Origin of the sequence: Chitinophaga ginsengisoli (assembly GCF_003014595.1) — a bacterium.
GTDB classification, from domain to species: Bacteria; Bacteroidota; Bacteroidia; order Chitinophagales; family Chitinophagaceae; genus Chitinophaga; species Chitinophaga ginsengisoli.
Genome location: NZ_PYGK01000025.1, coordinates 35,645 through 50,378, shown reverse-complemented (window position 1 = coordinate 50,378; position 14,734 = coordinate 35,645). Strand labels below are relative to the sequence as shown.

13 protein-coding genes are annotated in these 14,734 nt (G+C 47.1%); 10 read left to right on the top strand and 3 right to left on the bottom strand.

All coding sequences use genetic code 11. The features are described 5' to 3' along the window. The first annotated feature begins 15 nt into the window (after positions 1-15). From CLV42_RS32575 to CLV42_RS32545, 7 genes are all read left to right on the top strand, one after another. A complete protein-coding gene (locus CLV42_RS32575; RefSeq protein WP_106606134.1) occupies positions 16-2,205 on the top strand; it encodes an exopolysaccharide transport family protein in 2,190 nt (729 codons plus the stop codon). Between the two features lie 18 nt (positions 2,206-2,223). After that, entirely contained in the window at positions 2,224-3,315 is a 1,092-nt protein-coding gene (locus CLV42_RS32570) for an acyltransferase family protein (protein ID WP_106606133.1), read from the top strand. Between the two features lie 131 nt (positions 3,316-3,446). Beyond that, positions 3,447-4,889: an O-antigen ligase family protein gene (locus CLV42_RS32565; protein ID WP_106606132.1), complete on the top strand. Its 1,443-nt coding sequence runs from the start codon at positions 3,447-3,449 to the stop codon at positions 4,887-4,889. A gap of 6 nt (positions 4,890-4,895) precedes the next feature. Then, positions 4,896-5,624, top strand: a complete 729-nt coding sequence (locus CLV42_RS32560) for a TolC family protein (protein WP_106606131.1) — start codon at positions 4,896-4,898, stop codon at positions 5,622-5,624. Positions 5,625-5,672: 48 nt separating this feature from the next. Continuing rightward, positions 5,673-7,319, top strand: a complete 1,647-nt coding sequence (locus CLV42_RS32555) for a hypothetical protein (RefSeq protein WP_106606130.1) — start codon at positions 5,673-5,675, stop codon at positions 7,317-7,319. Then, positions 7,319-8,479, top strand: a complete 1,161-nt coding sequence (locus tag CLV42_RS32550) for an acyltransferase family protein (RefSeq protein WP_106606129.1) — start codon at positions 7,319-7,321, stop codon at positions 8,477-8,479. The genes CLV42_RS32555 and CLV42_RS32550 overlap by 1 nt, the downstream gene beginning before the upstream one ends. A 3-nt stretch (positions 8,480-8,482) precedes the next feature. Continuing rightward, positions 8,483-9,265 (top strand): hypothetical protein, encoded by a 783-nt coding sequence (locus tag CLV42_RS32545; protein WP_106606128.1) that lies wholly within the window; start codon positions 8,483-8,485, stop codon positions 9,263-9,265. A gap of 76 nt (positions 9,266-9,341) precedes the next feature. On the opposite strand, the gene CLV42_RS32540 is transcribed toward CLV42_RS32545, so the two are convergent. From CLV42_RS32540 to CLV42_RS32530, 3 genes are all read right to left on the bottom strand, one after another. Continuing rightward, positions 9,342-9,779, bottom strand: a complete 438-nt coding sequence (locus tag CLV42_RS32540; RefSeq protein WP_106606127.1) for a nucleoside deaminase — start codon at positions 9,777-9,779, stop codon at positions 9,342-9,344. Positions 9,780-9,884: 105 nt separating this feature from the next. Further along, positions 9,885-11,138, bottom strand: a complete 1,254-nt coding sequence (gene metK / locus CLV42_RS32535) for a methionine adenosyltransferase (RefSeq protein ID WP_106606126.1) — start codon at positions 11,136-11,138, stop codon at positions 9,885-9,887. Positions 11,139-11,317: 179 nt separating this feature from the next. Beyond that, complete coding sequence (locus CLV42_RS32530) at positions 11,318-12,136, bottom strand: glycogen/starch synthase (RefSeq protein ID WP_089836248.1); 819 nt, start codon at positions 12,134-12,136, stop codon at positions 11,318-11,320. Between the two features lie 109 nt (positions 12,137-12,245). Here CLV42_RS32530 and panC point away from each other — a divergent pair, with 109 nt between their 5' ends. The 3 genes from panC (at position 12,246) to CLV42_RS32515 (ending at position 14,707) form a co-directional block, all read left to right on the top strand. Continuing rightward, complete coding sequence (panC, locus tag CLV42_RS32525) at positions 12,246-13,103, top strand: pantoate--beta-alanine ligase (protein ID WP_106606125.1); 858 nt, start codon at positions 12,246-12,248, stop codon at positions 13,101-13,103. 215 nt (positions 13,104-13,318) lie between these two features. Beyond that, positions 13,319-13,663 (top strand): aspartate 1-decarboxylase, encoded by a 345-nt coding sequence (panD, locus tag CLV42_RS32520; protein ID WP_106606124.1) that lies wholly within the window; start codon positions 13,319-13,321, stop codon positions 13,661-13,663. Between the two features lie 27 nt (positions 13,664-13,690). Beyond that, entirely contained in the window at positions 13,691-14,707 is a 1,017-nt protein-coding gene (locus tag CLV42_RS32515) for a lysylphosphatidylglycerol synthase transmembrane domain-containing protein (RefSeq protein ID WP_106606123.1), read from the top strand. Positions 14,708-14,734 lie beyond the last annotated feature (27 nt).

The following is a 14,734-nucleotide window of genomic DNA, read 5'->3' as shown; positions in this document are numbered from 1 at the left end:
ATAATTACAATTAATATGGATATAATATATTTCATAAAGGCCCTGCTGAAAAAGAAATGGTGGATCATTATCAGTACCATCATTGCCATTGTTGCCGCCCTGTTTTTTACCCTTGGCAAGCCGAGAATGTATGCTTCCGTAACCCAGATTGCTACCGGGTTCACTATCAATGACCAGGTGAAACTCCGCGACGAGAATGTCAATATCTTTGAAACAGACGTGAAGTTTGACAACGTGATCGAAACCATCAACTCACCGGTGGTGATCGGCATGCTGTCTTACGACCTGCTTATTCATGACCTGACCAGCACTAAACCCTTCGTCCGCCTGCAGGAAAAAGACCTGAGTTCAGACGCCTATAAAGCGGTAGACAAACAGGCCGCCGTAGAGATACTGCGTGGCAAGCTTGACTCGCTGCAGGTACTCTCCTCTTACAACCCGGTTGAAAGGAATATCCTGGCCTTTCTCAAACTGTTTAAATATGACTACGAATCTATCCGTAAAAGACTGAATACCTCCCGCGTACAACGTACGGACTACCTGGAGATCGTAGCCATGGCAGAAAATCCTGAGCAGGCCGCTTATACTGTAAATACGGCTTACCGCGAGTTCCTGCGTTACTACAGGAGTATGCGCACAGAAAGATCAGTAGAAAGCGTGGAGTCTTTCGATGAACTGGTAAGACAAAAGAAAGCTGAACTGGATAAAAAAGTAGAAGCACTTCGTTTATACAAATCATCCGAAGGCCTGCTCAATGTAGAAACCGCCAGCGGTAATGAACTGGACCTGATCAAACAGTTTGAAAAGGGCCTTTCTGATGAAAGGGCTAACTACAATACCATCAACTCTTCCCTGCAGAGCGTAACCCAGCGTCTTGCTGCCGCCAGCCAGGGCAAAACCGTTTTTACCAACAATAACAGTGAGATCATCGATCTACGTAGAGAGATCAATGATCTCAATACAGAACTGACAAGGAAAGGCACTAATGATGAAGCGCTGAACACCAAACTGGCCGGACTGCGTGCACAGCTCCAGAAGAAACTGGGCGCTGCCAACACCGGTACACAGACTGCTACCACCAAAGATGCCTTAATACAGGAAAAAGCCAATCTCGAAGCACAGCTGAACGCCTCCAGCCTGAATATAAGCGCACTACAGGCCCAGATCGGCAAACTGAAAGGTTCCGTAGGTTCTTATGCCAATAAGGAAGCTACCGTAAGCGGTCTGCAGGCCGAAGTGGACATGGCACAGGAAGAATACAATAAGCTGAAGGAAAAGCTGAATGCGGCACAGGACAACCGGACCACTCCGGATGTCAACTTCAAACAGATCCTGAAAGGACAGCCCGCCTTCAAACCGGAGTCTTCCAAACGTATGATCATCATGGGTATGGCAGGTATCTCCACCTTCCTGATGACCTCTTTCATTGTACTGCTGATGGAATTCCTGGACGGTTCACTGAAGTCGCCTTCTGTGTTTGAGAAGCACCTGGACCTCCGCCTGATCAGCAGCGTAAATCATGCTGACCTGAACAAATACAGCATCCTGGAAGTATTGCAGAAAACAACGATCTCTGACAAGCATTCCAAACAGCGTCAGAACACCTTCCGTGAGTTGCTGCGCAAACTGCGGTATGAAGTGGAAAGCAGCGGTAAAAAGTCATTCCTGATGACCAGTACAGAAGCGCGTCAGGGTAAAACCACCCTTACACAGGCGCTGGCATACAGCCTGAGCCTCAGCAACAAAAATGTGCTGGTAATAGACACTAATTTCTGTAATAATGACCTCACCGTACAGATGGAGGCAGCGCCGACATTGGAAACATTCTCCGTTCCTGCAACAGAGCTGAGCATTGACAAAGTAAAGGCGATTGTAACCACCTATCCTGTATCTGGCATTGAAGTGATCGGTTGTAAAGGTGGCGACTATACCCCGTCAGAGATCTTACCGAAGAATAACCTCTTAAACTATCTCCCCTTCCTGACAAATTACTATGACTTCGTCCTGCTGGAAGGCGCCCCGCTAAATGACTATACCGATAGTAAAGAGCTGGCGCAATACGTGGATGGTGTCATAGCAGTTTTCTCATCCAAGTTAGCGTTAACCCAGGTCGACCGTGAATCGACACAGTTTTTTGAGACCCTTGGTGATAAGTTCGTGGGAGCAGTACTGAACAATGTCCAGGAAGAATACCTCGAATTATAATCAAAAGTTTACTTAACAATGCCAAGCTTAACACTCAAAGAACTGTTTAACTTCAAGCCACCACAAGCCAACCGGCTGGGATGGATAGACTATGCAAAAGGCATAGCTATCATTCTCGTCGTATACCGACATGTGCTATTCGGATTGAAAAGCAGCGGCATGGCTGTCAGTCAATGGATCATTGACGGCAACAACATGTTCTACAGCTTCCGTATGCCCCTGTTCTTTCTCCTCTCCGGGTTATTCTTCGAAAGAAGTATAGCCAGGAAGGGGGAAATGGGCTTTTTTGTTACCCGTGTCAATACCTTATTATACCCCTACGTTCTGTGGGCCTTCATTCAGATTACCCTTCAGATGATCTTCTCTTCATTTGTTAACGCCCGCCGCACCGGCGCCGATTACCTGAACATTTTGATTCAACCCCGCCATCTTGACCAGTTATGGTATTTATTTGCATTGTTTAATGTAACCCTGCTGTATTTGCTTGTAGCAAAGCTTTTCCGTTATGATAAATTCGCCCAGGTCCTTGTGTCGCTGGCACTACTGGCTATCGCCCCGCTTGTGAACAGTATCAGCACCCTGTATGATGTGGCCTTACACTACATCTTTTTTTGTATCGGCAACCTGACGGCAACTTACTTCTTTTCTGAAAAGGTACAGGACAAGCTTTCTTCCGCATATGGACTGATCATCCTGCTGCCTGTATTTGCAGTATGCCAGCATTACTTCCTGTATCATCAGCAGATGAACCTGTTCCTCTATGCGGGCATAGCGCTGGTAGGCAGCCTGTTTACGATCATGCTATCCTTCCAGCTGGCGAAGTATAATGCATTGCCCTTCCTGAAAACGTTCGGGCATTACTCCTTGTATATATACCTGTTGCATGTCCCCATTGTAGCGGTGATCAGGTATTTCCTGATCGCGACTATGATGAAACAACATATAGTGCTGTTGTTACTGTTGCTGATCTTTATCGCCATTTTCTTTTCCATCGTCGTTTACCGGATATGTATGCAGCTGAAGCTGGGCTTCCTGTTTACTGGGCCCTTTAAGGCCAAACCATACAATCCTCATCAAACGGAGATGGTCACCCAAAAAACACATTTGTAATGCCCGTAAAAAGGAAATATACACCCGGCATCAGCAAGGCATTCCATCAAACGATGCTGATGATTTTTGTGGCGCTGACGATGATAATGCTATTTATGAAGATCATGTTTTTTTAAAGTATCCAGATTATTATGCTCAGTCAACAGGCTAAGAAAAACACCGTAATATACCTGTTCATCCTGCTTTGGGTGCTTGCAGTCCCTGTTATCGCCTACGTATCGTCTATGGACGCCAAACTCAGTATGGCGGTATTCGGCGGCATCATTGGGCTGGTACTCGCAGTGATCAGTGCCATGAACTTCCGTCTTGGCTATTACATATACATCACTGTTTCAATGTGCGCCCACGTGCCGGAAAGAATGGCCGGAACAACAATGCCTGTGGGTGTTGCCATGGACGCTTTCCTGCTGCTGATGCTGGCAGGCGCCATCTTCGACAAGAAAAGCAGGGAGAAGTCCAATGTGCCCTATTTTAAAGACCCCCTCCTGCTGGTATTGTACCTGTATACGGCCTACCTGCTGATACAGTTCTTCAATCCCAATATGTTGTCCATACAGGGTTGGTTCATTTTTATCAGGGTATATATCCGCAACTTCATCTTCCTGTTCCTCACCATGAAAGTGCTGAGCGACTGGGTACAGATCAACAAGTTCTTCAAATTCTGGCTGGCACTATCTACCGCAGCAGCGCTGTACGGCTGTCTGCAACAGGCGGTGGGGCTGCTGCCCTTTGAAAGGGCTTATGTGGCCATGAACCCTGACAAGTTCAAGACGGTGATGATACAGGGACGTGCGAGGATTTTTTCCTTCATGGCAGACCCTGCGGCTTTTGGTGTGCTGATGGCCTGCGGCGTTATCATCAGTATCATATTGCTTACCGCCAGCCAGAAGATCATCAGCTTCCCTAAAAAGTTTTTGCTGCTTTTTATTATAGTAGTTCATCTGTTGGCGCTCGGTTACTCTGGCACCCGTACCGCATATGTGATGTTGCCCGTTGGACTGTTACTATTCTTCCTGGTGAACCTGCATAACAGGAATACCCTGATCGCTGCTGCCATTTTTACTTTCGGTATGCTGGCTATCCTGTTCGGACCTTTTTACAGCAGTCCGACCATCATCCGCATCCGCACCGCATTTATGGGCAGCCAGGATGAATCGCTCAATCTCCGTGATGTGAACAGGCATAATATCCAACCCTATTTGTACGCACATCCCATCGGTGGTGGGGTGATGACGGTAGGCGGAGACGGGGTCACCTATAATCCCGGTCACCCAATGGCAGGAGTACAACCCGACAGCGGTTACCTGCGTGCGGCAATGGAGCTGGGATGGATAGGGCTGATTATCACCTGTATCTATACCTATATGGGCATTCATTACGCCGTTAAGAATTATTTCAACGAGGAAAATGAACTGAACAGGTTATTGCTGATAGGCATCGCTGCGGTGATGTATGCTATCCTTGTGGCCCAGTACGCACAGGAAGCGGCAGGGCTGGTGGAATCTTCTATTTTCCTTAATGCAATTCTGGGCATCACCCTTAATGTAAGATATAATCTTTCAACATCTAAATAATACAGTATGAAAAAGGGACTTTTATTCATTATTGGCTTGGCGTTCTGTATATCTGTGCAGGCACAGAAAAAGGAATCCAGCCTTTATATCCCTCTCACCGATCCACCTGAAGTAGCACAATTGAAAGCCGTATTAGTAGAACTTGCTATGCAAAACCCCGCATTGAAGGTGTACGACAACAAGGCTAAAATTGCCAAGTATCAACAGAACAAAGCCGCAGCAGGATGGGCCAACCTCTTTCAGGCATATGGAAACCTGAACGAATACACACTGAAAAACAGCAGTAGTAATTCAACGTTCTTCCCCAGGTATAACTTTTCACTGACTATACCTCTTGGTAGTTTCGTTTCCATCCCTAACGATGTGAAGATCGCCAGGACTGAGCGGAAAGTGGTCATGAATATGAAAGAGGAAGAGCAGTTGAAAATAAAGGCAGATGTACTCAACGCATATGAACTGTATGCTGCCAATAAAAAAATGCTGGAGCTGGAAGTACCATTGCTGGAAGATGTGTACAACCACTACAAACAAACTGAAGAGAAGTTCTCTGCCGGTGATAAGGAAGTATCTGTAGAAACCCTGAACATCGCCTACAGAAGCTATAATGAGGAGATGGTTAGAAAGGTAATGTTGGAAAGGGATATCAGGCAGGCAAAGATAGAACTGGAAAAACTGATCGGTATCAGCTTCGAAGAAGCAGTATTACAATCACAGGCGCGGACCTTTAACAAATAGTGCAATCAAGGGATGATGAGATATTACGTCCAAAAAAACTACCCTGTCATGACCACTTTACTGCTGCTGGCAGTATTGCTGGTCATGGCCTGCCGTCAGGTACTGGTGCAGACGGGTGGCCATTTCTGTTATCCGCTGGATGACACCTTCATTCACCTGTCTATTGCAAAAAACTTCGCATTGCATGGTGTATGGGGCATCAATGCGCAGGAATTCAGCGCAGCCAGCTCCTCCCCTTTGTATACCCTTCTACTGGCCACATTTTTTAAAGCAGGTATCAACAGTATCTGGATGCCGTTTTATATCAATGTGTGTTTTGCTTTCCTGCTGGTGATCATGACTGATAAGCTCTTACGGCGCTTCAGTCTGCCGGCTGCCATCAGATGTATTACGCTGATTTCGCTTGTCATACTGGTACCGGTACCAGTGATGGTGGCAAGTGGTATGGAACATATGTTGCATGCCTTCCTGGCCATGTGGATGTTATACCTGTCTGTTGCTTTTCTGACACCAGACAATACCACCCGCAACCAGGTTTTGCTACTGTCGCTGGTATCCGGACTAGCTATCCTGGCCCGCTTCGAATCCTTATTCCTGCTAGCCGGGATAATAGTAGCCGGCATTTATAACAGGCGCTGGCAGCAGACCAGCGTAGTACTGGCACTCTCGCTGGTACCGCTGATCGTATTCGGCTATATCTCTGTACGACATGGCGGTTATTTCCTGCCCAACTCTGTATTACTGAAAGCCAGCAAACTGGCAGGCGGCCCCTCACAGCTAATGAGCAGCCTGCAGGAGATTATTGTGTACAAACTGCTGTATGGCAATAATACCATGGTGAACATCTTTACCAACAAATATTACCCTGAGGGCTCTTCATCGCTTTCAGGTACGACGGTGGTAAGAATGCTGCTGATCATCCCTACGTTGATCATATTACTGCGGCCGGATAACGACAACGTCAATACGATCGGTAAGGTAAAACAACTGGCCTGCATCCCGCTGATCAACACCTTCCTGCATATGGCTTTGGCCGCGGTGGGCTGGTTATTCCGGTATGAGGCTTACCTGCTGGCGCTGGATATAACGGTAGTAGCTATACTGTTGTATTACTACTATCGTCAGCTAAAGCGCAGTCAACGGCATTACTCCCTGCTGGAGAAAGCAGCGGGCGCCTTCCTCTTGCTCTTTGCATTTGCACCGCTGCCATTGAGAGCTGCGGGCGCCTTTCATAACCTGCCGCTGGCATCACGTAATATCTATGAGCAGCAGTACCAGATGGGACGTTTCCTGGAAACCAGCTATCAGCATACGGCAGTAGCCGCAAATGATGTGGGCGCCGTAAGTTACCTGTCTGAAAACAGGATATTGGATCTCTGGGGGCTGGGTAACAACGTGGTAGCTGCCGGAAAACTCCATGGACAATATTCTCCGCAGTTCCTGCAGCAGTTTACAAACAGGGAGCAGGTGAAGATCGCAGTGGTATATGACACATGGTTTGACAGCACGCTGCTGCAGCAATGGAAAAAGGTCGCTTCCTGGAAGATCGCCAACAACGTGATCTGCGGTGGAGACGAGGTGTTCTTTTATGCAGTGGACCCTGCGGAGGCAACATCCCTGTATAACAAACTGGCGGCATACAAACCATTGTTGCCACCTGGCGTAACGGTCACCTATTATCCAATTCAACCGTAATGCAAACACAGACCAACTATATAAAAAGCCTGGATGGCGTTCGTGCCATTGCGATACTGCTGGTAATGGCATTCCATTTCGGCGTGATCCGCTTTGGCTGGATGGGGGTGCAGCTTTTCTTTGTACTCTCCGGTTTTCTTATCAGCAGTATACTGCTGAAGGAAAAGGATAAACCATCCCCGCTGCCCCAACGCCTCAAAAAGTTCTGGATAAGGAGAAGCCTGCGCATTTTCCCGTTGTACTACATTTACCTTACGGTATTTGTGGTCATCTGTCTGTTTACGGCTTTCCCTCCCGGTTATTTCAGGGACCTGCCCTACTTATACTCCTATACCTTCAACCTGACCAGGATCAGTAACAGCTGGCATGAAAGCCCGGTGTACACACATTTCTGGTCGCTCTGTGTTGAAGAGCAGTTTTACCTGTTCTTCCCTTTTATTGTTTTCCTGCTTTCCCGGCCCTCCCTGCGGAGATTGCTCGTAATAGTATTGATAGCAGGGCCGCTCTTCCGCTGGTCTTTTGGTAATTACCTGGCGCAAAACGGTAAGACGCCCTTTGAAGTGTTCGATGTGATCTACTGGTTTCCGCTCAGTCACCTGGACGCCTTTTTTACCGGACTGGCTATTCCTTTGCTGGGACTGAAAGACCGGATCAAACGTCCGCAGTGGTTATTTGCATTGTGTGTCGTACTGGCGCTGGGTGCAGGCATGGTCAATTACTTTTACGAAAGTCACGGGCATTCGCTGCCTACCTCTATGGGGTACAACTTCGGGGATGTGAACAGTTATCAGCATGTCTGGTATTATACGGTGCTGAACCTGTTTACCGCCTCCCTGGTGTTGCTGCTGGTCTCGTCCTACAGCAGTGTATTAGGCAATTTTGTAAAGAAAATATTTGAGAACAATATCCTGGTAGCTATCGGGAAGGTTTCATACGGTATGTACATTTTGCATTGGGTCATACAAACGCAGCTGGTAGAACGATGGATCCCTGTCAGCGAAAGCAACAAGTACTGGTTATTCCTGATAGATGTACCGATTGTGTATGCTTTCGCACTATGCAGCTTTCATTTCATTGAACAAAGATTTACTCAACTTAAAGATAAATTCACTGCCGGCAACACACCGGTAAAAGCCACCACACTCAGCACAAAAAACTAGACAATGAAAAAAGTATTACTACTTGCCGCGCTGACTATCCCCAGCCTGGCAGGCGCTCCTGGCATACCGGGAGCATTCAGGCAGATAATTGTGCCAACCGATGCCTTTCACCAGGTGCCAGCTTTACTACACGTTCCGCAGGGAAGCCCTAAGGAGAAGTTTCCGCTGATCGTTTGTTTCCATGGCAAAAGCATCGCGGGGCACGACATTTCAAAACTATTCAGGGAAGGCATTCCCCGTCAGATCAAGGAAGGCCGTAAGATAGAGGCTGTCAACAAAGTAGACGGCAAACTGTACAAGTTCATGGTACTGGCCCCGCTGGCGGAAAGCTGGGGTATCAATCCACCGCAACTGGAATTTATCCTGGATGATGTATTGAAGAAATACCCGGTTGATGCTGACCGCATCTACCTGACGGGATACAGTGCAGGCGGATGGTGTACGCTGATGTCTATGACGGAAAGCAAACATCTTACTTCCCGCCTGGCAGCAACCGTACCTATGTCGCCGGCGCCTTTGTACCCGGAGAATTATGGCCGGTTTAAACTGGTAACGGATGCGGGCGTTCATGCATGGTACTTTGCCGGCACTGCGGAGCCCCAATTTCTGGAGAACATCCTGCGGTGCATAGATAGTACCAACCACTATCAAAAAGGCCTTGTAAAGCTCACAAAACACGAAAAAGCACACACCGGCTGGCATGAGTTCTATGACCCTGCCTATAGGGACAGTACGGATAATCTGAGCATTTACGAATGGATGCTGCAATACAAGCGAAAAAAATAATCCCTCTAACTACTTTTTGATAAACCGCCCACAAACAATGAAAGGGCTGTCTCATGCATTGAGGCAGCTTCTTTCTTTATTCCCCGATGTCCTCATTCCAGAGCGCCGGACGTTGCTGAATGAACGTCTGCATCATCTCAATACATTCCTCGTTATTTTCTACCGTTAATTCCACCTTATTGGCTTTTAGCAGGTCTTCTGCGCCCATGAATGTTTTATTTTCACCAATCACCACCTTCGGGATACCATATAACAGTATAGCGCCGGTACACATCGGGCAGGGAGATAATGTGGTATACAATACGCATTCCCGGTAAGTAGCTGCCGTAAGCCGGCCGGCATTCTCCAGCGCGTCCATTTCTCCATGGAGGATCACGCTGCCTTTCTGTACCCTGCGGTTATGTCCACGTCCGATGATCTCTCCTTTATGCACCAGCACCGATCCGATGGGGATACCACCTTCGCTGAGGCCCTTTAATGCCTCTTCTATAGCGGCTTTCATAAAATTATCCATAAGAGTATATATTGATGTTGGGAATTGGGGAGATCCTAATATAATAAAAAACCGCCTCATTATGCATGAGACGGTTCCTTAAAAATTATTTCTCAGCGGATCTGCTTACAATCCGAAAGCTGATTTTACTTTTTCAACATAATCCAGTTTCTCCCAGGTAAACAGCTCCACGTCTACTTTCTTCTCGTTCTTTTTACCCTTGTTGAACACCTTGGTCACTACTTTGCTGTCGCGGCCCATGTGACCATAAGCAGCTGTATCAGAGTAGATAGGATTACGCAGTTTCAGGCGCTGCTCGATAGCGTAAGGACGCAGGTCGAAAATCTCTTCTACCTTTCTTGCGATCTCACCATCGGTCAGTTTTACCTTCGCTGTACCACGGGTATCGATGAAGAGACCACAAGGTTTAGCCACACCGATAGCGTAAGATACCTGTACCAGCGCTTCATCGCAAAGACCTGCAGCAACCAGGTTCTTAGCAATGTGACGGGTAGCGTAAGCCGCTGAACGGTCTACTTTGGAAGGATCTTTACCGGAGAATGCACCACCACCGTGAGCACCTTTACCACCGTAGGTATCAACGATGATCTTACGACCGGTTAAGCCGGTATCACCGTGCGGACCACCGATCACGAACTTACCGGTAGGGTTGATATGATAAGTGATCTTGTCGTTGAACAGTGCCTGTAATTCAGGTTTCAGCTGTGCCTTCACACGAGGGATCAGGATATTGATCATGTCGCTCTTGATCTTAGCCAGCATCTTATCTTCTGCATCGAAATCATCGTGCTGTGTAGAGATAACGATGGTGTCAATACGAACAGGTTTGTTATCGTCAGAGTATTCGATGGTTACCTGTGACTTGGCATCAGGACGCAGGTAAGCGATCTCTTTATTCTCGCGACGGACAGCAGCCAGCTCGATCAGCAGTTTGTGAGCGAGATCCAGCGCCAACGGCATATAGTTCTCCGTTTCGCGGGTAGCGTAACCGAACATCATACCCTGGTCACCAGCGCCCTGTTCTTCAGGGTTCTTACGTTCAACGCCCTGGTTGATATCTGGAGACTGCTCATGAATAGCAGAGAAGATACCACAGGAGTTCGCTTCGAACATGTATTCGCTCTTTGTATAGCCTATCTTACGGATTACCTCACGAGCAATTTCCTGCACATCCAGGTAAGCTTCAGATTTTACTTCACCGGCCAGAACCACCTGACCAGTTGTCACTAATGTTTCACAAGCCACTTTTGATGTGGTATCATAAGCAAGGAAATGATCAATTAGTGCGTCGGATATCTGATCGGCCACTTTATCCGGATGGCCTTCGGAAACAGATTCTGAGGTAAATAAATAAGGCATAAAATAATTGAATTTCGCTTTTAGATTAGTATTTAATTAGTACAATTTACCAACTTTTTGCATTTTGGTGGTATGCCTCATGGTAAACTGCGGCAAAAATAGGAAAATAGTTTGAGAATGAACTTTTCAGGGAATAAAAAAAGCCTCGTTCGGAACGAGGCTTTCTGTAGAGAAATAAATTATTTTCCAAGTAGCTGTGTATACAGTTGCAGATAGTCCGCCAGATCTTCATTATCCTTTTTGTAAGGGAGAATGATCTTGCCTTTTTCTGCCTTCAGCTCATCTACTACTTTCTTTTCTGTCTTTTCACCCGCCAGTACCACGGCATCGGCATATTTACCGGCGCCTCTGTTCAATGCACTATTGGTACCCTCTTTATATAACTCCAGATCTTTCTCTTTGATCTGGGTGCTGATAGTAGCTTTCTTCACAAAGCCGGCGCCCAGTTTCTCCTTAAAGGAGTTAGGCTCCATGGAATATACCACTTTGGAATGAGCAAATACCGGTTCTTTCTTGTAAGCAGTCTTCAGGTATAAAGGAATCAGTGAAGTCATCCATCCGCTACAGTGAATAATGTCCGGCGGCCAGCCAAACTTCTTCACCGTTTCCAGTGCTCCTTTACAGAAAAATACCGCACGGGCTGCATTATCGTCATAGAATTGCTCGTTTTCGTCCGTGAACAACGTCTTACGTTTGAAGTAATCTTCGTTGTCCAGGAAATAAACCTGCAAACGGGCGTTGGGCAGTGATGCCACCTTGATAATCAACGGATAATCGTCACCCTCTATCACAATGTTAATGCCAGACAGTCTTACCACCTCGTGTAACCGGTGCCTTCTCTCGTTGATAATGCCAAACCGGGGCATGATCACCCGCACTTCCAGCCCGGACTCATTGGACTTAATTGCCATTTTATTGACCATATTCGCATACTCTGTTAATTCCAGATAAGGCGACATTTCCTGAGCAATAAAAAGAATTCGTTTCTTTGTGGACATCTAATGCTGATATTAATGCAGTAATTTTAAATTTGGTTTGCAAAATTACGGATTTTTAACGGAAGAAAAGACAAATTGGCACTTTTAACATCCTTTTAAGCAATAAATTATGTATCTGTTCAAGCAGAAAGACGATCTCGAAAGGCACTTATCAACAGCACGGAAAGAGGGTAAACGTATTGGTTTTGTGCCAACTATGGGCGCATTACATCGGGGCCATTTGTCCCTGATCTTAGCAGCAAAAGAACACAGCGACCTCGTCGTGTGCAGCATATTTGTCAACCCGACCCAGTTTAATGATCCGGCCGATTTTGAGAAATATCCCATTACCATAGACCAGGACATCCTCCAGCTGACCTCCGCCGGTACTGATGTACTGTTCCTGCCATCTGTGCAGGAAATGTATCCTAAAGGCCTGGCACCCGAGATGCACTATGACTTCGGACAGCTGGAAACCGTACTCGAAGGCGCCCACCGCCCCGGACACTTCCAGGGTGTAGGTCAGGTGGTACATAAACTGTTAAACCTGGTACAGCCCGACAAGCTCTTCATGGGACAGAAAGATTTTCAACAATGCCTGATAATCAACCGCCTCATCAAACTATTACATTTAAACGTTGAGCTGGTTATCTGTCCTACCCTCCGTGAACAGGATGGTCTGGCCATGAGCAGCCGCAACCTGCGGCTCAATGCTACCGAAAGACAAAATGCCCTACACATTTCCCGGGCGCTTTATTACATAAAAGATCACCTCACCCAGGCCCCGCTGAAGACAATCGCAGACAAAGCCATTAACGAGCTGAAAGGCAATGGCTTCGATGTTGATTATCTCGATATGGTATCCATAGCGCCAGATGGGAACATCGATTTTCCCAATACTCCCGGTAAAGATCCGCTATATGCAGTGGTAGCCGCCAGGGAGATCAGCAGTAATGTCAGGCTGATCGACAACATGCAGGTAAACTGACCGGTTGAAGACCCATCGTCATCAACAAAACATCAATCAACCCCTTTATGGGTTGCATTGTTTGTAGCCAGGGATGACAACCCCTGGAAACGAAAATGCCCCCCGTGAAACGGAAACAATCGCGGGATGATCCCCCGGGACAAAAACAACCGTATTATATTTTTTCCCTAATTTTGCCTTTACACCAGACCCACGGAAGTGGGATATTTTTTATCATGCACATTGAAGTACTGAAAAGTAAGATACATAGAGCAGTTATCACTGAAGCGAACTTACACTATGTAGGAAGTATTACCATCGACGAAGATCTGATGGACGCTGCTAACCTGATAGAATATGAAAAAGTACAGGTAGTGAACGTCAATAACGGAGAACGCCTGGAAACCTATATCATCAAAGGAAAACGCGGTTCCGGTGTTGTTTGTATGAATGGCCCTGCTGCCCGCCTGTGTGCGGTTGGCGATACTGTTATTATCATCTCTTACGCCACTATGGACTTTGAGGAGGCTAAAAAACATACTCCCATCGCCATATTCCCGAAGGAAAATAACAAAATGTAACCGCTGGATCCCAAAAAGACTATTACTATGCCCAAATTTTTGAAGTTTATCTGCTTTTTAGCCATCGGGCTAGGATTAGTTTGGCTTGTGACGCATAATCTTACCGATAAGGAGAAAGATGATATCTTCAATTCGTTGGAGCATGCTAATTACTGGCTGCTGATCCCCGTTATCATAGTCGGTATTGCCAGTCACTGGTACAGAGCTGTCCGCTGGAAGCTCATTATGGAGCCTATGGGCTATCATCCCAGTACATTGAATACATTCTTTGCCGTAATGGTAGGCTACCTTGCCAACCTTGCGGTACCCCGCCTGGGAGAAGTGACCCGCTGCGGTATCGTAGCCCGGTATGAAAAGATCCCGGTAGACAAACTGGTAGGCACCATGATCGCAGAACGTGCGGTCGACATGCTGCTCCTCCTCATTCTGATGGTCATCACCGTCGTTATTCAGATAGACGTGATCGGTGGCCTGTTCGTTGCCGAGATCTGGCATCCTATTGAGAATAAACTGGGTAGTGCTGGCAGCTCCCGCTCACTGATCATTGTCGGCGCTCTGGTAATACTTATATTACTCATTTATATCGTTTTCCGCCTCATTGCCCGTTCCACCATCGGCATCAAGATCCGTGCACTGGCTCACGGCGTGTGGGACGGTATCCGCTCCATCGGTCAGATGGAAAAGAAAGGCTGGTTTATCTTCTACTCAATACTGATCTGGGCGATGTACTTCGCTATGATGTACCTGGGCTTCTATTGTATGGAAGAAACCCGTTACCTCGGACTGAAGGCCGCTCTGGCAGTGCTCATCATCGGGAGTGTAGGTATGATCGTAACACCCGGCGGTACCGGCGCTTACCAGTTCCTGGTACAAAGGACCCTCATGGTATATGGGGTACTCGATACGACGGCATATGCCTTCGGATGGATCGTATGGTCAGCCCAGACCCTCCTGGTATTAGTCGTTGGCCTGGGTAGTCTGGTAGCCCTCCCCCTGCTGAACCGTGCGCAAACGCCGTCAGAAAAAGCCGGGCATACCGTCTGATGCCAGTGTAATTACTTCCGGATCATC